Annotated in this window: 19 protein-coding genes and 1 pseudogene; 15 read left to right on the top strand and 5 right to left on the bottom strand. The window is 60.0% G+C overall.

Annotated features, from left to right (window positions below; genetic code table 11):
• Positions 1-81: 81 nt before the first annotated feature.
• A complete protein-coding gene (locus I6F37_RS33375) occupies positions 82-345 on the bottom strand; it encodes a hypothetical protein (RefSeq protein WP_036014244.1) in 264 nt (87 codons plus the stop codon).
• Between the two features lie 140 nt (positions 346-485).
• Positions 486-1292, bottom strand: a complete 807-nt coding sequence (locus tag I6F37_RS33370; RefSeq protein WP_036014242.1) for a creatininase family protein — start codon at positions 1290-1292, stop codon at positions 486-488.
• Between the two features lie 153 nt (positions 1293-1445).
• On the opposite strand from I6F37_RS33370, the gene I6F37_RS33365 reads away from it, so the two are divergent.
• The 6 genes from I6F37_RS33365 to I6F37_RS33340 all read left to right on the top strand — a co-directional run bounded on the left by I6F37_RS33365 (position 1446) and on the right by I6F37_RS33340 (position 6861).
• A complete protein-coding gene (locus I6F37_RS33365; protein ID WP_036014224.1) occupies positions 1446-2468 on the top strand; it encodes an ABC transporter substrate-binding protein in 1023 nt (340 codons plus the stop codon).
• Positions 2469-2677: 209 nt separating this feature from the next.
• Positions 2678-3493, top strand: coding sequence for an ABC transporter ATP-binding protein (locus I6F37_RS33360; protein WP_036014223.1), 816 nt, complete (start codon positions 2678-2680; stop codon positions 3491-3493).
• Positions 3490-4308 carry an ABC transporter permease gene (locus tag I6F37_RS33355; protein ID WP_057027478.1) on the top strand — a complete coding sequence of 273 codons (819 nt, stop codon included), beginning with the start codon at positions 3490-3492 and terminating at the stop codon, positions 4306-4308. The genes I6F37_RS33360 and I6F37_RS33355 overlap by 4 nt, the downstream gene beginning before the upstream one ends.
• Positions 4308-5297, top strand: a complete 990-nt coding sequence (locus I6F37_RS33350; protein WP_057027479.1) for a 2-hydroxyacid dehydrogenase — start codon at positions 4308-4310, stop codon at positions 5295-5297. Before I6F37_RS33355 ends, I6F37_RS33350 begins: the two co-directional genes overlap by 1 nt.
• Positions 5297-5989, top strand: coding sequence for an AprI/Inh family metalloprotease inhibitor (locus I6F37_RS33345; RefSeq protein ID WP_225153921.1), 693 nt, complete (start codon positions 5297-5299; stop codon positions 5987-5989). The genes I6F37_RS33350 and I6F37_RS33345 overlap by 1 nt, the downstream gene beginning before the upstream one ends.
• An 80-nt stretch (positions 5990-6069) precedes the next feature.
• On the top strand, positions 6070-6861 hold the full coding sequence (locus I6F37_RS33340) for a tetratricopeptide repeat protein (RefSeq protein WP_225153920.1): 792 nt from the start codon (positions 6070-6072) through the stop codon (positions 6859-6861).
• Positions 6862-6865: 4 nt separating this feature from the next.
• On the opposite strand, the pseudogene I6F37_RS33335 reads toward I6F37_RS33340, so the two are convergent.
• The 3 genes and pseudogenes from I6F37_RS33335 to I6F37_RS33325 all read right to left on the bottom strand — a co-directional run.
• Positions 6866-7033, bottom strand: a pseudogene (locus tag I6F37_RS33335) (JAB domain-containing protein); the annotation flags it as partial.
• Positions 7034-7241: 208 nt separating this feature from the next.
• Positions 7242-7532 (bottom strand): helix-turn-helix domain-containing protein, encoded by a 291-nt coding sequence (locus I6F37_RS33330; protein ID WP_225153918.1) that lies wholly within the window; start codon positions 7530-7532, stop codon positions 7242-7244.
• 165 nt (positions 7533-7697) lie between these two features.
• Entirely contained in the window at positions 7698-8132 is a 435-nt protein-coding gene (locus tag I6F37_RS33325; protein ID WP_225153916.1) for a hypothetical protein, read from the bottom strand.
• 358 nt (positions 8133-8490) lie between these two features.
• On the opposite strand from I6F37_RS33325, the gene I6F37_RS45640 reads away from it, so the two are divergent.
• The 9 genes from I6F37_RS45640 to I6F37_RS33290 all read left to right on the top strand — a co-directional run bounded on the left by I6F37_RS45640 (position 8491) and on the right by I6F37_RS33290 (position 18104).
• The gene (locus tag I6F37_RS45640; protein ID WP_276573794.1) at positions 8491-8619 is read left to right on the top strand and encodes a hypothetical protein; all 129 of its coding nucleotides are present in this window, start codon (positions 8491-8493) and stop codon (positions 8617-8619) included.
• Between the two features lie 646 nt (positions 8620-9265).
• Positions 9266-9760 carry a hypothetical protein gene (locus I6F37_RS33320; RefSeq protein ID WP_225153914.1) on the top strand — a complete coding sequence of 165 codons (495 nt, stop codon included), beginning with the start codon at positions 9266-9268 and terminating at the stop codon, positions 9758-9760.
• A complete protein-coding gene (locus I6F37_RS33315; protein WP_225153912.1) occupies positions 9757-10173 on the top strand; it encodes a hypothetical protein in 417 nt (138 codons plus the stop codon). Before I6F37_RS33320 ends, I6F37_RS33315 begins: the two co-directional genes overlap by 4 nt.
• A 140-nt stretch (positions 10174-10313) precedes the next feature.
• The gene (locus I6F37_RS33310; RefSeq protein ID WP_225153910.1) at positions 10314-11864 is read left to right on the top strand and encodes a hypothetical protein; all 1551 of its coding nucleotides are present in this window, start codon (positions 10314-10316) and stop codon (positions 11862-11864) included.
• Between the two features lie 990 nt (positions 11865-12854).
• Complete coding sequence (locus tag I6F37_RS33305) at positions 12855-14744, top strand: S8 family serine peptidase (protein ID WP_225153908.1); 1890 nt, start codon at positions 12855-12857, stop codon at positions 14742-14744.
• The gene (locus tag I6F37_RS33300) at positions 14741-15679 is read left to right on the top strand and encodes an MBL fold metallo-hydrolase (RefSeq protein WP_225153906.1); all 939 of its coding nucleotides are present in this window, start codon (positions 14741-14743) and stop codon (positions 15677-15679) included. The genes I6F37_RS33305 and I6F37_RS33300 overlap by 4 nt, the downstream gene beginning before the upstream one ends.
• 234 nt (positions 15680-15913) lie before the next feature.
• Positions 15914-16042 carry a hypothetical protein gene (locus I6F37_RS45635; RefSeq protein ID WP_276573793.1) on the top strand — a complete coding sequence of 43 codons (129 nt, stop codon included), beginning with the start codon at positions 15914-15916 and terminating at the stop codon, positions 16040-16042.
• Positions 16043-16098: 56 nt separating this feature from the next.
• A complete protein-coding gene (locus I6F37_RS33295) occupies positions 16099-17673 on the top strand; it encodes a hypothetical protein (protein ID WP_225153905.1) in 1575 nt (524 codons plus the stop codon).
• 92 nt (positions 17674-17765) lie between these two features.
• Positions 17766-18104, top strand: a complete 339-nt coding sequence (locus I6F37_RS33290; RefSeq protein WP_225153903.1) for a hypothetical protein — start codon at positions 17766-17768, stop codon at positions 18102-18104.

The raw sequence follows: 18104 nt of genomic DNA, 5'->3' as shown, positions 1-18104 counted from the left end.
GGGTCGGGGGCACGACACGGGGTGGATGAGGCGCCCGTGTCGGACGCGGGATCCACGTGGAGATCGCCTCAGATACTCAGATCAGTAGCAGGTGCGAACGCGGCCGACGTACTGGCCGAAGGCGTTGTACTGGGCGACCCAGCCGCAGCGGTGATAGCCGTGGTAATAGGGATCGTTGCTGGCGGCGATCGCGGAGCCGACGACGGCGGCGGTGGCGATGCCGGCACCGACGCCCCAGACCCAGCCGGGCTGCTTGGCTTCGGCCGAGGTGGTGGTGGATGCGATGCTGCCGGCAACAGTGAGAGCAGCGAGAGCTGCGGCGGCAATCTTGGTCTTGATCGACATGTGAAACTCCATCCGGGGTTGAGGCGGTCCGTTGTGGCCCGCGTGCCCAGTTGGACGGAGGCTGCTCGCGTCCGGTTCGAAGACTGCAAATGCGCTCGCGAAGAATAGAGCTTTCCTGAATGAATCCAGGAAGATGCCCCCTAGCCGAGGGGACCCTTGGCAAGCCTGTTCACGTCGAAGTTATCGACCTCACCCAGCAGCTCGCAGAACGCCGTCGCGCCCTGATCGAGCAGCTGCTCGCCCTTCTCTGGCTGCGCCAGCGTCGCGTTGCCGACAGCACCGCTGGTGTTGAGATCCTGCGCCTGCCAGGCGAACGGCGCCGGCCGCTGCGTCGACAGCCAGCGATATTGCTGCTCGATCGCGATGCTGCTCGCGGGAAAATCGGCGATCGCATCCTTGCGCACCTGATCCGGATAGCGCGCCAGCATGATCGAGGTCTCGACCGCGCCGCCGTGAATGCCGTGCCGCACTTCATCGGCCGGGAACAATTTGTCGGCGCCTGAGAGCCGCGACCACGACGTCGTCACCACGAACAGCTTGTGATGCGCACGCAGATCCTGCGCGACCAGCATCATCGCCGCGCTGTTGCCGCCATGGCTGGTGACGATGACGAGCTTCCTCACGCCGCGGCGTGCAACGTCCGCGCCGATCGCTGCCCATTTCCTCAGCGCGATTTCAGTCGGCAGCGTCTGCGTGCCCGGATAGTCGATATGTTCGGTCGAAATCCCGACCCGTTCGACCGGGTGGAAGCTCGCCGGAATGCTGGTGGGTAACAGCTGGCGCACACGTGCGAGGTAGGCGTCCGCGATCAGCACGTCCGTCGTCAGCGGCAGATGCGGGCCGTGCTGCTCGGTTGCCGCCAGCGGCAGCACCGCGATCCAGCGCGACGCCTCGTCCGGGCTCGCATCAGCCCAGTCGATGTCGATCCAGTCGCGGGAGGGCGTCATCGAGGTTTCCTTGCCCGAATTTGTCACGTAATTTGCGGTATGAGGGGATGCGGGCCCGGGCGGCTCGCATCCCCTGATGTCATGCGGTTCTATCGCGTTGCCTTCACCCGGACCAGTCGCGATTGGGCCAGCCACGATCGACGGAGTGCCAATATGACCCCCTTTCATCTGCGGCGAGCGTTAGTTGCGGGCTTGTTGGCCGCTCTTGCCTCCTTTGCGCCGGCGCGCGCCCAAACGCTCGACAAGGTCACCTTCGGCACCAACTGGGTCGCCGAGGCCGAGCATGGCGGCTTCTTCCAGGCGGTCGCCGACGGCACCTACAAGAAATACGGCCTCGACGTCACCATCGTCCCTGGCGGCCCGAACGAGAACAACCGGATGCTGCTGATCGCCGGCAAGATCGATTTCTTCATGGCCGCGAACACGCTGATGTCGTTCGATGCCGTCGCCAACAACGTTCCCGTCATCACCATCGCCGCGATTTTCCAGAAGGATCCGCAGGTGATGCTGACGCAGCCCGACGCCAAGGTCGCCAAGATCGAGGACCTCAAGCCGCTGACGCTGTTCGTCTCCAAGGAAGGCATGACCAGCTACTTCCAGTGGCTGAAATCCGAATACGGCTTCAGCGACAAGAACGTCCGCCCCTATAATTTCAATCCGCAGCCCTTCATCGCCAACCCGAAGAGCGCGATGCAGGGTTACGTCACCTCCGAGCCGTTTGCGGTGGAGAAGGCCGCCGGCTTCAAGCCCAATGTGCTGCTGCTCGCTGATTACGGCTTCAACACCTATTCGACGCTGATCGAAACCCGCCGCGAGATCGTCGAGAAGAAGCCTGACCTCGTGCAGCGCTTCGTCGATGCCTCCATGATCGGCTGGTACAATTACCTCTACCGGGACAATTCCGCCGGCAACGCCCTGATCAAGCAGCTCAACCCGGAGATGACCGACGATCTCCTGGCCTATTCCGTCGTCAAGATGAAGGAGCACGGCATCGTCGATTCCGGCGACAGCTTGAAGAACGGCATCGGCGCAATGAGCGACGAGCGCTATGCCTCCTTCTTCAACAAGATGGTCAAGGCCGGGGTCGTGAAGGCGGATCTCGACTACCGCAAATCCTACACGCTGCGCTTCGTCAACAAGGGCGTCGGCGTCGAGCTGCGCCCGAACAAGCCCTAACGCATGGTGAGGTCAGGCGTAGGTGGCTCGGCATTCTACACCTCTCCCGACGGGAGAGGTCGCATCGCATCACAAGATGCGATGCGGGTGAGGGGTTACGCTCTCTCGTGGGACCTGAGGCCCCTCACCCGGCGCTACGCGCCGACCTCTCCCCGTCGGGAAGAGGTGAGGGACGCTGCTCGACCGATGCCCACAGCTGCCGGCCATCGATGATCGAGCACAAGGCCTCATCTACCGTCGAGGCCAGCCTGACGGCTCTCGCCGTCAGCCTGCGCGGCGTGACGAAGGTTTACGACAACGGCGTGATGGCGCTCGGTCCGTTCGACCTTGCCGTCCGCAAGGGCGAGTTCATCTCGCTGCTGGGACCCTCCGGCTGCGGCAAGTCGACGGTGTTGCGGCTCGTCGCAAGCCTCACAGCGCCGTCATCAGGCACGGTGCGGGTGGCGCGTCATGAAGGCGAGGCGCAGCCAGGTCACGGCATCGGCTTCGTGTTTCAGGAGCCGACCCTGATGCCCTGGGCCAACGTCCGCGAGAACGTGCGCCTGCCGCTGAAGCTCGGCGGCGTGCCGAAGGGGGAGGGGCGCGCGCGTGCCGACGCGGCGCTCGCCAGCGTCGGCCTCGCCGATTTCGCCGATGCCTTTCCGCGCGAGCTCTCCGGCGGCATGAAGATGCGGGTGTCGCTGGCGCGTGCGCTCGTCACCGATCCCGATATCCTGCTGATGGACGAGCCGTTCGCCGCGCTCGACGAGATCACGCGCTTCCGCCTCAACAACGATCTGCTCACGTTGTGGCGACGCTTACGCAAGACCGTCATCTTCGTCACCCATTCGGTGTTCGAATCGGTCTATCTGTCGCAGCGCGTCGTCGTCATGACGGCGCGCCCCGGCCGCATCCAGGCCGACATCCGCATCGAGACGGTCGAGCCGCGGGGTGAGGAGTTTCGCACCTCGACGGCCTATTCCGATTATTGCCGACGCGTGTCGGCCGCGCTGGCGCCGTCCTATTCGGGGCAGTCGACGCTATGAACGCCCAAGCTCCCGTGCCCGCAAAATCGTCCGGCGCGCAACGCGCGATGCGCTTCGTGCTGCCCGTCATCGTCTTCGCAGCCGGCCTCTTTGCCTGGGAACTCGTGGTCCGCATCAGGGAGATCCCGCCTTACGTGCTGCCGGCGCCCTCCGTCATCGTGCTGACACTGATCAAGGACTGGGCGGTGCTGTCACAATCGCTGGCGACCACGCTTGTCACCACGCTCGAAGGTTTTGTCGCCGCCAGCATCGGCGGCATCGCACTGGCGCTGCTGTTCAACCAGTCGAAATGGGTGGAATATTCGCTGTTCCCCTATGCAATCGTGCTGCAGGTGACGCCTGTCATCGCGATCGCGCCGCTCTTGCTGATCTATCTGGAGCAGCAGACCGCGGTGGTCGTCTGCGCCTTCATCGTCGCCTTCTTCCCGGTGCTGTCGAACACCACGCTCGGGCTGAACTCGGTGGACCGCAACCTCGCCGGCCTGTTCCAGCTCTATGGCGCATCGAAGCCGCAAACCCTGCGCTTCCTCAAGCTGCCGGCGGCGCTGCCCTACATCCTCGGCGGCCTGCGCATCGCCGGCGGCCTGTCGCTGATCGGCGCGGTCGTGGCCGAGATCGCGGCCGGAACGGCCGGCGCCGGCTCCGGGCTCGCCTACAGGATCGCCGAGTCAGGCTATCGCTTGAACATACCCCGCATGTTTGCCGCGCTGCTTCTGTTGTCGCTGGCCGGGATTGTCATCTATGGGGTGCTGGCGCTAGTTTCCCACCTCGTTTTACGGCGCTGGCATGAGAGCGCGCTTGGAAAGGAAAACTGATGGCTGCCGGTTCGATTTCGTCCGAAAAGATCGACCTTCTGATCTATGGGCCGGTGCGGCCGATCCTCGAGAACGGGTTTTCCGATCATTTCGTCGTGCACAAGGCAGAGACGCGCGGCGATCTCGAGCGGCTGACGCCGGCGGTCCGCGACAAGATCCGCGGCGTCGCGGTGACCTACCACACCGTGCGTGCGGACAAGGACTCGCTGTCGCAGCTGCCGAAGCTGGAGATGGTGGCGAGCTTCGGCGTCGGCTACGACCACATCGATGCCAAATATGCGGCCGAGCACGGCATTATCGTGACCAACACGCCCGACGTCTTGACCGAGGAGGTCGCCGACGTCGCGATGGGCCTTCTGATCTCCACCTTGCGCGAGTTCATCAAGGCCGACCGCTATGTCCGCTCCGGGCTCTGGCAGACCCAGAACTATCCGCTCAGCGTCGGCTCGCTGCGCGACCGCAAGGTCGGCATCGTCGGCATGGGCCGGATCGGCCAGGCCATCGCGCGCCGGTTAGATGCCTCGCTGGTGCCGGTGGTCTACCACTCCCGCAATCCCTCCAAGGACGTCTCGTACAAGCACTATCCTGACCTGATCGAGATGGCGAAGGCGGTCGACACGCTTGTTGTGATCGTGCCCGGCGGCGCCAGCACCAACAAGATGATCAATGAAGAGGTGCTCAAGGCGCTCGGCCCGCGCGGCGTGCTGGTCAACGTCGCCCGCGGCTCGGTGATCGACGAGCCGGCGCTGATCCAGGCGCTGAAATCCGGCACCATTCTCGCCGCCGGCCTCGACGTGTTCGCGGCCGAGCCGAACGTGCCCGACGAGCTCAAGACCATGCAGAACGTCGTGCTGCTGCCGCATATCGGCTCGGCCTCGGTGGTGACGCGCAACGCCATGGACCAGCTCGTGGTCGACAATCTCAAGGCCTGGTTCGCCGGCAAGGCGCCGCTGACGCCGGTTGCGGAAACGCCGGTCAAGGGACGCTGATGATCGCTCGTCGCCTTCTCGCATATGTCGTTGCGGCCTCCTTGGCCGCGATCGGCATCGCGCATGCGCAGGATGCGGCGAGCCTGAAGAAGCAGATGCCCGGACAATGGGAGCTCTCGACCACCGAGCGCAGCAAGACCTGCGTCGTCACGCTGAAGGCTGACGCCGCAGGCCAGGGTTTCAAGCTGGAGCTGGAGCCGTCCTGCAAGACCGCGCTGCCCTTCACCAAGGACATCGTGGCCTGGAGCGTGAGGGGCCTCGACATCGTGCGCCTGCAGGATGCGACCGGCGAAGCCGTGATCGACTTCACCGAGGTCGAGGCCGGCATCTTCGAGGGCCTGCGCCAGGGCGAGGGCGTCTACATCCTGCAGGATCTCGCCGCCGCGCGCTCGATGGCGAAGTCAATGGACCAGATGATCGGCGATTGGTCGATGGTGCGCCGCAACGGGCAGCCGGTGTGCGGGCTGACCCTGACCAACACCGAGGCTGATGCGGACAATTTCCAAGTTTTCCTCAAGCCGAGATGCGACGCCACGATCGCGCAGTTCAACCCGACGCAATGGCGCCTCGAGCGCGGCCAGATCATCCTGATGTCGAAATCGGGCGAAGCCTGGCAGTTCGAGGCCGACGACAACGCGCAATGGCGCCGCGTCCCCGACACCGCCGATCCCCTGATCATGCTGCGGCAGTAGGGCGTCGGCCGAGACCGCTAAGGCCGCGCGGCGTTTGGTCGTGCCCTGACGGGACGAACTCGGATGGGCCAAAAATCGCCTTGACCCCGGAATATTGCCGGCTCGAACTTTTCTCGCATCTGGAGAGACCAAGACAAGGAATCGTTCAAACTCGATCGGGCTTTGACATGAAATTCGTTGCCCTGGCCTTTTCGTGCCTTCTGCTTGTCGCGACGCCCGCCAGCGCGAATGACAGCCGCACCTTCAATGCGATGGTCGCGTTGGCCAATCGCGGAGATGCGGAGGCGCAATATCATGTCGGCATGATGCACAATAACGGCATCGGCACACAGCAGGATCGCAGCCAGGCATTCGAGTGGTTTCAAAAATCGGCCGCGGCCAACGATCCGCTCGGAGCCTATAAGCTCGGCTGCTATTATGACGGGCAAGGCGTGGGCGTCGTCGCAACGGATCCGGATCAGGCATTGAAGTACAAGCTTGTGTCCGCCAAGGCCGGCTACGCGCGTGCCCAGCACGATGTCGCTCTCATGTATGACCGGCAAGGGAATAGGGAAGAAGCGCTGAAGTGGTGGAAGATGGCCGGCGACCAGGGTCTCCCCAGCGCCCTCTTCAGCCTGTCCCGCGCATATTCCGCAGGAAAGGGCACGCCGAGGGACCTGTCCCTGTCGTATGCCTATTTCAAGCTCTCGAAGGTGGCGCCGGCCAAGAACGTGAACGAGATGGCTTCCCTGTTGTCCAAGCCTGAGCTCGAGAAGGCCGAGAAAATGGTTGCCGAATGGAAGCCGCAACCGACCGCCCTGACGCTGAAGGCATTCGCCGGCATCACGGCCGCGGAAGACCATTTGAAAGCCGCCAAGAACCAGGCGTTCTGATCGTCTAGATCAACCGCAACCCCCTCAAGCTCGCATGCCCGTTCTTGCCGACGATGATGTGGTCGTGCACGGCAATCCCGAGCGGTTTTGCGATGTCGATGATCGCCCTGGTCATCTGGATGTCGGCCTGCGAGGGCGAGGGATCGCCGCTGGGGTGGTTGTGCATCAACATACCTGAAGGAAGAATCTCTTTTAAAAGCAAGCTTCTAGTGATTTCCTAAGTTCGAGAGGGGTATGTGATTGGGGTCCGTTCCTCGTTACGGATCGTGATTAACCCGAGATGTCATGCAGCGGCCCTCACGAGATGCTACGATCACGTTGTAGCACGGATCCGAATCCATCTCTATGTTGGTTAACATCCTGCTCAGTGGAGGGACATGTCACTTCGCTGCTTCGTTAAAGGAAGCGACCGTGAAGGTCGGGAAGCGACTAAGTTTTTGCGATCCGATGTCGGTGGCTTCAAGCGGATAAGATCTCGTTCGTTTGCATGAAACGAGGTTTGACCGGTCCCAACGGTCCAACTCCTCAACTGGATACAATATCGCCTTGCCAATCTTGATGAATGATGGGCCAATTCTATAAGACCGCCAGTTGCGCAGCGTTCCCTCGCTGACCTGATTGCGGTAGCGGAGAATGACTTCTTCCAAAGTGAGATAAAGAGGCGTGGACACGGCTTCTCCTAAGAAAGGGCTAGTTGTGCAACAACCTGTTGCACAAAGGGCACCTCGCCACGACCGTAGATTTGGATGGCTTCTTGCAACCTCCGCTCAAGACGTGGTCCAGGACCGTCGCTTCTTCTCGTGCGTCGGCAACATGGTTTGGCTGCCGACGTTGCTCTAGGGGTTTACCGACACGCTTCCGGAGATCAAGGCGATGCTCGTGTGTGCGCCTTCCATCTCTACGGTTGGGCTTGCGAGCACGAACCGGTCGCCGCCCAGGCGGCCGAAGTATGATCCGGACATCTGCCGGACGATTACACGCGCGAGCGGAACGCCGACTATCTTCATTATCCAAAGGCAGAGGTCGAGGAGGTACTGAGGTTCGGAAAGGTCGATCTTGGTTAGGCGGCTCCGGCGCTGTCTGCGAACATCGGTTTGGTACACGTGAACGCCGTCCACGTTCGTGGCGGAGTCGAGAACGCCCTGCAGCGCCGCTTGCCGGGTGCCGCACGGGAGCGTTCGGCCCTCACGCGATCGTTCGCCCCCGGGGGCTCCCGTGATCTCGGAAGCGAGAGCGGCGACGATCGCCTTTCTCTTCTGCGCGCCTCGCACGAGCAGTCCCCTCTGATCGGATTCCCCCGGCCGACCCAAGCTATCATTGCGTATAGCGATGGGATGGATTCTCGCGCGGTCGCTGCCATTGTTGGGAAGCAGCTCGGCGACAAGCTCGTGAGAGTGCGGGTTGGCTCCAAAGCCGAAGGCCTGCCAACTGACTCTAACGAGCCATTCGTGCGAGTGCCTTACAGATTCAAAAACCGCTCTAAGGCAGGAGAGACGAAGCGCTCGACGTCGAGGCTTTAAATTCTCTCTGATCAGCGGCCTCGCTGCCCATCTTGCGAATGCATCGGAAATAATTATCCCGGAGAGCGGGCAAGGGTCTATTGGACCAGCATTGGTGAAGCGTGGAAGCGTGACCATGTATGGCGAAGGGCAGCTTGCGCAGCTGCTGCATCTGAATCGCCACGAGGTGCGAGAACTGCTCGACGGTGCGGAGATCGAAGAAAGCGAAGCGAATGAGCTTGTCAAGCTTCCTGGTTGATCCCTGCGTTAAGCTCGTCGCCGATGCAAACGTCATTATCACCTGAATGCGACGGAGTGCGCGGCTCAGATTATTCGCGCGTTCCCACTACCTCTGTACGTCACGGACAACGCCTGTGTTGAGCTAAAGAATGGCCTACGAAACGGTCCCCAAGACTATGATGCACTAGTGCAGCTGATCGATATGGGCATCGTTCATCGTGTGCAAATCGAGAGCGCAATCGCGTCTGTCTACGAGAGTCTCATCGACGGTTCTGCGCGGAAACCCTGGGCGACGGCGAAGCTGCTACAATAGCCTACGCTCATATTAATGGCGCGGTAGCACTCATTGACGGGCGAAAAGCTAGAAAACTCTGTGCATCGTCGTTCCCTGTGCTTAGGGTCGCTTGCAGCGTTGAAATCGTATTGCAAGACGTGGGGCGCGCTGCACTGGGAGTGAAGGGACGCTCAGATGCAGTTGCCCAAGCCTTGCTGAAAGCGCGAATGAGAGTACCTCCCGAGCATCTTGAGCGCATCGTGAGCATAATCGGACCTGAAAGGGCGATTTCTTGTCCAAGCCTTCCTAAAAATTTTCGAGACAGGCGATTGGTGCTCGCGATGCATCCGAGTGAAAGGACGACAAGCACGTCGTCATTAGGGCGGGTCAGATGTGGATCGAGAAAATTCAGCCCGAATTCGGCGCCGCTAAGAGCACCCTGGCGATATGCTTGCGCGAGGAAGGCCTCGCGTGCGGCAAGACCGATGCGGAATGCGATGTTCTTCTCGCGATGCTGCCGCCCGAGCTGGCGGCCGGCGACTGCTTTCTCGATAGGCTGACTTCCTTTTGGCGTTATGAGTTCGGAGAGCCGCACAGGGTCGGCGGATCGCTTGTGTGGGGCGTCCACATGTGGCCGCCGGTCAAAGTGATGTTCGACGTGCTCGATTGCGCGCGCCGCCGCTTACCGGAGCAGAAGAGGACGGCTTATCTCCCCTTGGTCGCGGACCGGGCGAAGCATCAGGAGTATCTGGCCGAAATGCTTCCCATGTTGCGTGTAAGCGATGCTATTCCGGCGGAACATGAGGTCGCGGGCTCGGGGCCGGCAACCGGACCGTCGATTGGGTGTTGGGCGCCGCAGGAACGCGCCGGATCCTGTTCGACGTGAAGCGGCGCTTTGCCGATTTCTATTCGCAGATGACCGATGCTGTTTTGACGAGCGGCACGCCCCCCAATCACGACGTGCAGCTGCTGTTCCGGAGCGTCGAGCCCAAATTTCTGGCCGCAGATCCTGACGAGAGGCTGCAAGGCGTCTGGATCGTGACGGACATCAAGCAAGACGAGACAGAACTGTGGGCCGCTTTCGACGCACTTGACCCGGCGAAAGTGCATTTTGCGATTCTGGGCCACGCCCAGAGCGACGTGTACATTTTGACGAGGCGGCCGGAGGACATTCCGCATCTGCTGTCCCTGTTCGGTGCGAGCCAAAGCAGTCGGTTTGTTTTCGATGGTGGCGCGTCCGCAGACGCAGACGCAGCGGAAGCGAGGCGGTTAGGATCACTTGCGACAAATTCGGCATGACATCGGGCTTTTCGGGCTTCGAAAAATGTTCCGCAACATATTGAGATATAGAATGTTTTTGCGTCGCACGGGAAGTTCGAAAAAGACGGCCGCGAGATAGAGAAGTTTTTATAAATAGAGCAGTGTGACATACTGGGGGCATGCCTAGTATCGAAGACATCCTCCGGCGGATTGGCCCCGCCCTCACGACCGAGCTTATCGCCGAACTGGTGAAGGATGGCGTTTCGGCTGACGCCGCGCGCCAGCGCATCGCGCGTGCGGACGACTTCACCATCAAGCGGCTCGCCGGGCTTCGCTTCCCCTACAACGCGCGCTTCCTCTATCTCGACGACCAGTTCGGCGACAAGAGCTATTGGCAGGCGATGGAGCGTGTCTTCCGCGATCACGGCAAATCGTATTGGGGTGCGGTTGCCGGATTGAAAGCACGCGGCGGCATCGTTCCGCGCCAATTTTTTGACGGCGTATGCGGTAGCCCCGCAGCACGGTCGCGCCAGCTCTCGCCACAGCGCATCTTCGACCGCCTGTCGGCCATTCATCTGCTTGAAGAATTTCACGATGACGCCACCAGCGAAACTTACGTGAAGTTTCGTCCGCATGAGTACCGCACCGACCAGATTGCCGAGATCAGAGCACGCATGGTCGCCGAGAATGTCGTGCTGCACGGCATGAAGGAATGGTTCCGGCGCACCGGTTTCGGTAGCTTCGATAAAGTCAGGGTGAGAGGCGGCGGCGAGGCGCCGGTTGTTTCGAGCGTCACTTGGGATTTGAGCGCACCTTCTTACGCAAGGCCGCTTGTCACGCCGTCCAGCAACGGGCTGAAGCCCGGCTTTATCGTGTGCGACGTCAATTTGCGCGATGTATTGAGCGAAGATGCCGTCGTAGCCTTCGTCCGCAAACACGACCTCGCGTCTGCGCCAGCCAATGTTGCGCCGATTATGCCGTTCTTGGTGGCGGACGGGTTCTCAAGCAAGGCATGGGGGCTCGCGCGGTCGCGTGGGATTCTTGCGACAACGACATCTCACCTATTTGGAGAGGACGTCGCTAAGGCTTTGCGCGATTTGATTTCGCTCTTGACCGATACCGGCGCGACCGCCTCGGTCAACCCGGATCATGTCGAGCGGGTGCTGAATAGCCTGACGCGCATTGAAGGTGCAGCGAACAATCTGCGCGGTGCGCTGTTCGAGATTATCGTCGGATCGCTCGCCAAGGATGTTGAGGGCGGGTACATGCGGGCGGGTGAAAGATGGAAGGATTATGAGACCGGCCGGTCAGCTGAGACCGATGTGCTGCTCGACAAGCCCGACGACAAGGGTGTGCTCGTGATCGAGTGCAAGGCAAAGATTCCGGGAGCCCGCGTAACCTTGGAGGAAGCGACGAAATGGCGGGACGACCGTGTGCCGCTGCTGCATAAAATTCTCAGGCATGAGTCGCGGCTCGCGGGGAAGCCGTTTACTTTCGAGCTATGGACGAACGGGCCGATCGATCCCGAGGCCGTGAACTATCTGAAAGCCTATCCGCCGTCGCAGGATTATGCTGTCGCATGGAAGGACGGGGCCGCCATAAAGCCCTACGTCGATAAAGCATCGTCGCCGGCTATCCGCCGCGCGATGGGCGAGCATTATTTCCATCATCCGCTTGCGAAGATCGCTGCGCAAGCCGAGCGCGAGGCGCAGCCTGCGACAGCGATTTGAAGCGCTAAGACCGGACCGCGCGAATAAACGCGGCCCTATCCGTTAACGCGATCTTCGCGGCCTCATCGCACGCGCAACGCGCGGCAAATTTTCTGCATGGACTGCAGGTCAACGAGGAGCAGGCCGCGTGAGCGGCCCGTTTCTATTTCGCGACGGCCTCGAAAGCGCAATTATATTGATAGATCGTGTGGCCCAGAGGCCGGCCGGGATCGGAAGACGCGAAATCAGTACGATCGGTTCATGACTAATATGGATCTCACGAAGACCATCGGTCGAGGGATACATTGGCGTTGCGGCGCCCCTCGAAGGTATTTGCGACTCCAATGTCGATCGTCCAAGAGGCGATAGTCTCCGGCAGGCGATTGTCCACCAGCCAACGCGAAATGCGGTGTGAGCGCCTCACCGCGGCGATCCATTCCACGTCTTTCTCTGGTATCATCGCACAGGTGCGCTCGTTGAGCGCTCTCAAGCAGAAAGGCGACGCGGTAAAGCGATGAATGTCGCGTTTCCGTCGCATCCTTCTGCACGTAATTTTCAGCATCGAAGGTATCAAACGAGAAATCACTTAGTGGATCGACGACACCTACCGCGCTCTATCTCCCTGTCGGGTAGCGAAACTGTTGCTGGACCAAATCTTTGATGGTACACGTGAGACGTGCAATGTGCACATTTCACGTTTTCCGGCCGATCTTGGGGGAGGCAGGCGGTGGCGGTCAGTGACGAAACTTCACGCAGGCTTCATCCTCGATTGCGTTGCCTGAAAAACGGCGCAGCGCCCGTTAACCTGCTGCGATCGGGCATTAGCGCGACGGTCGCTAGCGCGCCAAGCGTGTCAGCAGAAGCCCTCGGAATCCCAGCCAATCTCGACCTCTCTACGTTCGTGAGAGTGTCCCAATTAGTCCCACCAGTGTGGCTGCTCCCAAGCCGCGGCGCTTGCCCAAGCGAAAAAAGTTAGCGGATCAGCAGCAGTCGGAGCGCTCATACGTAAATGTGTTCGTGGAGCTTTATCGCGATCGCAACGCAGATGAAACCAGTGGTGAACGTTCTGCGGTCGAGCGCATCACGAAAATCGCAAAGGAGGGACAGGCAACGGCGGCGGACAAGCTTGCGCTCGGAGGACAAGTATTGGTCCGCCGCAATTTCGTTTCGACAACCGTCCCTATCGCTGCCCTTGAGACTTTACAGACCGACCCTGACATCGCATTCGTCCACCCCTCCGAACCTCTGACGTTTGATCGCCCAGTCGTATCCGCCGCACGAGTGTTGCCGCCTTCGGCCCGTGTCGGTGGCGATGCGCGGCTGCGCAAGACCCACCACGACGGCGACGGCGTAATCATCGGTATTATCGATGTAGGAGGCTTTGACTTCGCGCATCCAGACTTTCTGGACGATAAGGGCGGGACGCGTTTTCTCTCAATATGGGATCAGGGCGGTGACTTTCGCGTTCCGCCGTCAAAGAACGGCAAGAGCGGGTTCGACTATGGCAGCGAACTGACCAAACCGCTGATGGACGCAGCGATCGCGGCGGCGAAAGCTGGAAAATTCCCGGCGACAATTGCTGAACAGCAATCCCAGCGGTCAGAAGCGTCGCATGCGACCCATGTCGCTAGCATCGCTGCCGGCAATAAGGGTGTGTGCCCGAATGCAATGATCGCCGCAGTCCTCATCTCGGTCCCAATGCTTGACGACGAGATGGAAGAGCGTCGTGCGACCTTCAGCGATTCCATGCGGATCGTTCATGCCATTGAGTATCTGCTTGAGATTGCCGAGCGCGAAGCCAAGCCGATCTCTATCAACATCAGCCTCGGCACCAATGGATCGGCACACGACGGTTCGAATGGTGTGTGCCGTTGGATCGACGCACTGCTTGCTACTCCGGGACGAGCCATCTGCATTGCCGCTGGGAATGCCGGCCAGGAGAAGGGCCAAACTGCCGATGACATCGGCTTCATCTTGGGACGCATTCATACTAGCGGCCGCATCGCTTCGCGCGGCCTCAGTGTCGACCTCGAGTGGACCGTTATTGGCAACGGCATTGAGGACATGTCGGAGAATGAGCTCGAGATTTGGTACGGCGCCCAGGATCGTATCACTGTGATGCTCAAACCGCCGGGTGGGGCCGATTGGATCACAGTTCGACCGCGGGAATTTGTGCAGAATCGTCGACTTCCGAGCGGGACGACGGTCTCGATCTACAATGAGCTGTACCATCCGACCAATGGTTGCAATTACGCAGCAATATATCTGATGCCCAATCTTCAGAGCGATAGTTTGAGAGGCGTGGAGGCTGGCGTTTGGAAGGTGCGGCTCGTTCGAGATGAGATACGCGATGGCCGATTCAACTGCTGGATCGAGCGAGACGACCCGGTCGATATCGGAGTTCACGGAAATCTCCATATTTACAGGTTTCCATCGTTTTTCTCTGAGGTCTCCAACGTCGATTCGCACTCGATCAATTCTCTTGCCTGTGCGCATCGCGTGATTGCAATCGCCAATCTCGACGAAGTCCAACAGCGAATAAACATCTCGAGTAGCCAAGGACCGACACGCGACGACAGATCAAAACCCGATATCGCGGCGCCCGGCACCGACATCATCGCGGCAAAGGGCTTTAGTGAAGACGGAGAGCAGTGGATCGGGATGACGGGCACCAGTATGGCAAGCCCCTACGTAACCGGCGTCGTCGGCTTGATGCTGGCCGTCAACGGGAAGCTGACGTCTGCGCAATGCTCGGGGATTCTCCAGCGGACGGCCCGCCCGTTGCCCGGGAATTCCTATGAATGGCGTAACGATGCCGGATTCGGTGTCATCGATGCAGAGGCGGCGATTGAGGAGGCTCGGACATTCAACGAGCGGACCGAGGTGAAGGGCACACGATGAAGCTCCGCATCTTTGAATCCGATAAGGGCGATTGCCTGCTCCTTGAGGGAGCCGATGGTGGGCGGATCCTGTGCGACGGCGGCATGGCGAAGACCATGAAAAGTCATGTTCGCGCCGAGCTGTCAAAGTTGCGCGACCAGGATAAGAAGCTCGATTACGTCTATATCTCCCATATCGACCAAGACCATATATCCGGGGTTCTGCAGTTGCTTGAGGACGAGCTCGAGTGGCGGCTGTACGACCATCATAGCGCCAACGGCTCGCCCATTAGGAAACCTAAAGTGCCTCGGCCGCCCGAGATAGGCGGGATCTGGCATAACGCGTTTCGAGAACAGATCGGCAAGAATGCCGGAGATATTGAAGACCTGCTCGCTGCGGCGGCGCCTGCGTTGCTCGCAACCTCGGTGCCAGAGTTGGTCGATCTTGGCGAAGAGATGCGACAGATCGCCGTGTCGGTGCCAGAGGCTGTCAAGGTTTCCCGCTATGCCTCAGCGGATTTGCTCGACATCCCAGTAAACAAGCTGCCCGGCTCAGGCGATGAGCCAAAGCTTCTGATGTACCGAGAAGGACAAGAGTCCTTCCGTGTGGGGTCGATGCGCTTTACGATCGTTGGGCCGACCCGGGACGAACTTGAGCTCTTGCGAGAAGGTTGGAACAACTTCCTCCGTGACGCCAAAGGGCGACGCCAGTTGAAGGACCTCCGCGCCGAAATCAGGAGGAAGGTTGATGCATTCGGTCAGGAAGCATTCGACCTGAGGGATTGGTATGGAGTGGAGGATTTCAAGGGTGTTACCACCCCGAACATCGCTTCGTTGATGTTCATGGTGCAGGATGAGGACAACAAGCGCTTGCTTCTGACAGGCGACTCGCAGCAGGATATCATCCTCAACGGTCTGAAGCTTGGAGGATTTCTTCGAGGGGTTCTGCCACCTTGATGCGCTGAAAGTTCAGCACCACGCTTCAGAACACAATGTAGATGCGAATTTTTGCAAGCACGTGTCGGCAGATCGCTACGTGTTCTGTGGCAACGGGTTTAGTGGAAATCCGAGCCTGACGTTATTCAGAAAATCTATGATTCCCGGCTCGGGCCAAAGGGCAAACGAGCGCTCGCACCTCAGGCCAAAGATCGGCCATTCACGTTCTGGTTTAGCACAACGTCTGCGAGCCTCGTGGAAGGCAGCGAGCGGCAAGAGAAGTTTGCCGCACTGGAAGAGCTCGTCACCTCGCTTGAAGAGCAGTCGCAGGGTCTTCTAACTTCCTCCTTCAATCAAGGTACGAGCATCGAACTCGAGATCTGATGCAGGCCCGTTTGGGCCCGGTTCAATCAGGATTTTGCGGCAAGAGAGGACGGCGTATGGACCCGACAGACGTCACCGGCACGTACACCTACCGTAGCTTCCTGAATGAACCGGATATCGTCGATGACTTCAACAAGCTTCAGTTCGCCGAAGCCGAGCTGACCTTGGTTGCGTCTCTAAATGGGAAGATCACTGGTCGTTTGTCGTGGCCGACGAAGGAAGATGATTCCGAACGCGCCATGATGATTATCGAGGGGGATCTCGTATCGCGCGAGCCGGCACTGATTCGGCTTCGTGGTACCGGCGCGAAGGGGTCGGATATTGAAGCCTTCGAATATGTCTACGAGCTGACCTTAGCAAAGCACTGGCCAGAGACGACGCATCCCCGCACGTGCCTCGTCGGTTCTGTTATGCGCGCCAAAGACCACGGCACTGCCAAGGCCGGCATCACTGCCAGCGTGATCGCGGTCCAACGAGATTTCCGCGAGCCGCGGGATATTCCCGGCGTCATGCTGGCTCCGACCACTGTGACCATGCTTGCGGGGAAGTGGCACAGGCTCTGGCATGCGGCGTGGCATACCGTTCGCGGAGAATGGCCGAATTTCAAGCGCGAAGAGACAAGGACTGCGATCAGGGAACTCGGCTGGGAAGTGGCACGGCCGCCTCGCAAGAAGCGCACGGATGGAAACAATCTGATCCTCGACAATGGTGCTGGCGAAGACTTCCTGTTCATGCATCGATGGATGATCAAGATGGTGCGCGACGACTACGCGCGACAGGGGCTCCCGCCGCCCGCTTCTTGGAAGAAGCTACCACCAGCCGACACCGCGCAGATCGTCTATTCGCCCAGCACGAATTCCTCTGGTGTGGTGATCTTCGCGAAAGATGCCGCAGCTTCAGGCAATATGGTTCCGTCCACGGGCGATTGGGTGAAGACGCCCGACTATTTCTCGTCGGTAATGCGGCAGTGGGAGGTGACTTATGCAAGCCCGTCAGTGCTGGCCAGCCTCAGCCTCGGCGCGCTCGGCAATCTGCTGGAATTCACGATTCACAACGCGATGCACAATCGCTGGATGACACCGGCGCGCGACCCGGATACGGGCGAACTCATCATTGATCCCCAAACCGGTGAGCCTGGCGAACGTCCGTCCTTCGCTTTCTCGGACAAATGGAATTCTCCCAAATACGACTATCTCGGTGAATTCTACTCTTCACACGTCAACCCGGTGTTTTGGCGTCTTCACGGCTGGGTCGATGACCGTATCGAGGACTGGTTCAAGGCACAGGAGGTGTCTCGTCCCGGTGTGATCAAGCGCAGACAGCTCCACGGCGCAGAGTGGTTCGAGGTCAACAGGCCTTGGATCATTGTCGATAAACCGTTCGTGGGAGTCTCGTTGGATGGACATAGCGGCCACCATGCACACGGGACAGGAAACGCCGGCGGCGATCATGGACATCACCACGGTGGCGGTAGTGGTCCGCAGGCGGCAGAAATTGACACCATGCTGAAGGTCATGGCGGCAATCGAGAAGGATGCACTAGAGCCGGTGCCATTGTCGCTCGACACAGCTGCGCGTGCTGTTCCTCGCGCGCGGGTGAGCATGCGTTTCGAACTGCCAGGGCAGCTCTAGGAGCCCAAGCGTTGGGCTTCGCGGAGATCTGTCAATGCGATGGTATTGCGCTGATACTCAGATTGATAAAGCACGCGGTCAAGGGGGATTGAATGGTATTGGAAGGCGCGTTGGCAGTGTTCGGCGTCGGTTGTGCCGGCGGCATTGTGGCCGAAATACTTCACTGGTGGAATCTACGGGAAGCCGAGCAGCTTCCGGCCTACCGTGTCAGCCTTTTCTATTGGGGGATCACGCTTGCCATGGTCGTGGCCGGCGGATTCGTCGCGTGGCTCTATTTTGGTGGGCGCGCAGAGGGGATCATCGCTTTCCACGTCGGTATTTCCACCCCGCTGATCTTGCAAAAGTTGGTGACGAGCGTTCCTCAACCGCCCGGAGCTAAAAATGTGATAGCAAGGCCCGCCCCAAGCGTGCGGAATTTCTTCACCTGGTGA

This window comes from Bradyrhizobium sp. NBAIM08 (assembly GCF_020193935.1).
Classification (GTDB): domain Bacteria; phylum Pseudomonadota; class Alphaproteobacteria; order Rhizobiales; family Xanthobacteraceae; genus Bradyrhizobium; species Bradyrhizobium yuanmingense.
This window is presented reverse-complemented; position numbering and strand designations above follow the sequence as displayed.

Bases quoted from the DNA above. Each gene is read 5' to 3' on its own strand.
- I6F37_RS33375 (WP_036014244.1), bottom strand. From the start codon at position 345: ATGTCGATCAAGACCAAGATTGCCGCCGCAGCTCTCGCTGCTCTCACT.
- I6F37_RS33370 (WP_036014242.1), bottom strand. From the start codon at position 1,292: ATGACGCCCTCCCGCGACTGGATCGACATCGACTGGGCTGATGCGAGC.
- I6F37_RS33365 (WP_036014224.1), top strand. From the start codon at position 1,446: ATGACCCCCTTTCATCTGCGGCGAGCGTTAGTTGCGGGCTTGTTGGCC.
- I6F37_RS33360 (WP_036014223.1), top strand. From the start codon at position 2,678: ATGATCGAGCACAAGGCCTCATCTACCGTCGAGGCCAGCCTGACGGCT.
- I6F37_RS33355 (WP_057027478.1), top strand. From the start codon at position 3,490: ATGAACGCCCAAGCTCCCGTGCCCGCAAAATCGTCCGGCGCGCAACGC.
- I6F37_RS33350 (WP_057027479.1), top strand. From the start codon at position 4,308: ATGGCTGCCGGTTCGATTTCGTCCGAAAAGATCGACCTTCTGATCTAT.
- I6F37_RS33345 (WP_225153921.1), top strand. From the start codon at position 5,297: ATGATCGCTCGTCGCCTTCTCGCATATGTCGTTGCGGCCTCCTTGGCC.
- I6F37_RS33320 (WP_225153914.1), top strand. From the start codon at position 9,266: ATGTGGATCGAGAAAATTCAGCCCGAATTCGGCGCCGCTAAGAGCACC.
- I6F37_RS33310 (WP_225153910.1), top strand. From the start codon at position 10,314: ATGCCTAGTATCGAAGACATCCTCCGGCGGATTGGCCCCGCCCTCACG.
- I6F37_RS33300 (WP_225153906.1), top strand. From the start codon at position 14,741: ATGAAGCTCCGCATCTTTGAATCCGATAAGGGCGATTGCCTGCTCCTT.
- I6F37_RS33295 (WP_225153905.1), top strand. From the start codon at position 16,099: ATGGACCCGACAGACGTCACCGGCACGTACACCTACCGTAGCTTCCTG.
- I6F37_RS33290 (WP_225153903.1), top strand. From the start codon at position 17,766: ATGGTATTGGAAGGCGCGTTGGCAGTGTTCGGCGTCGGTTGTGCCGGC.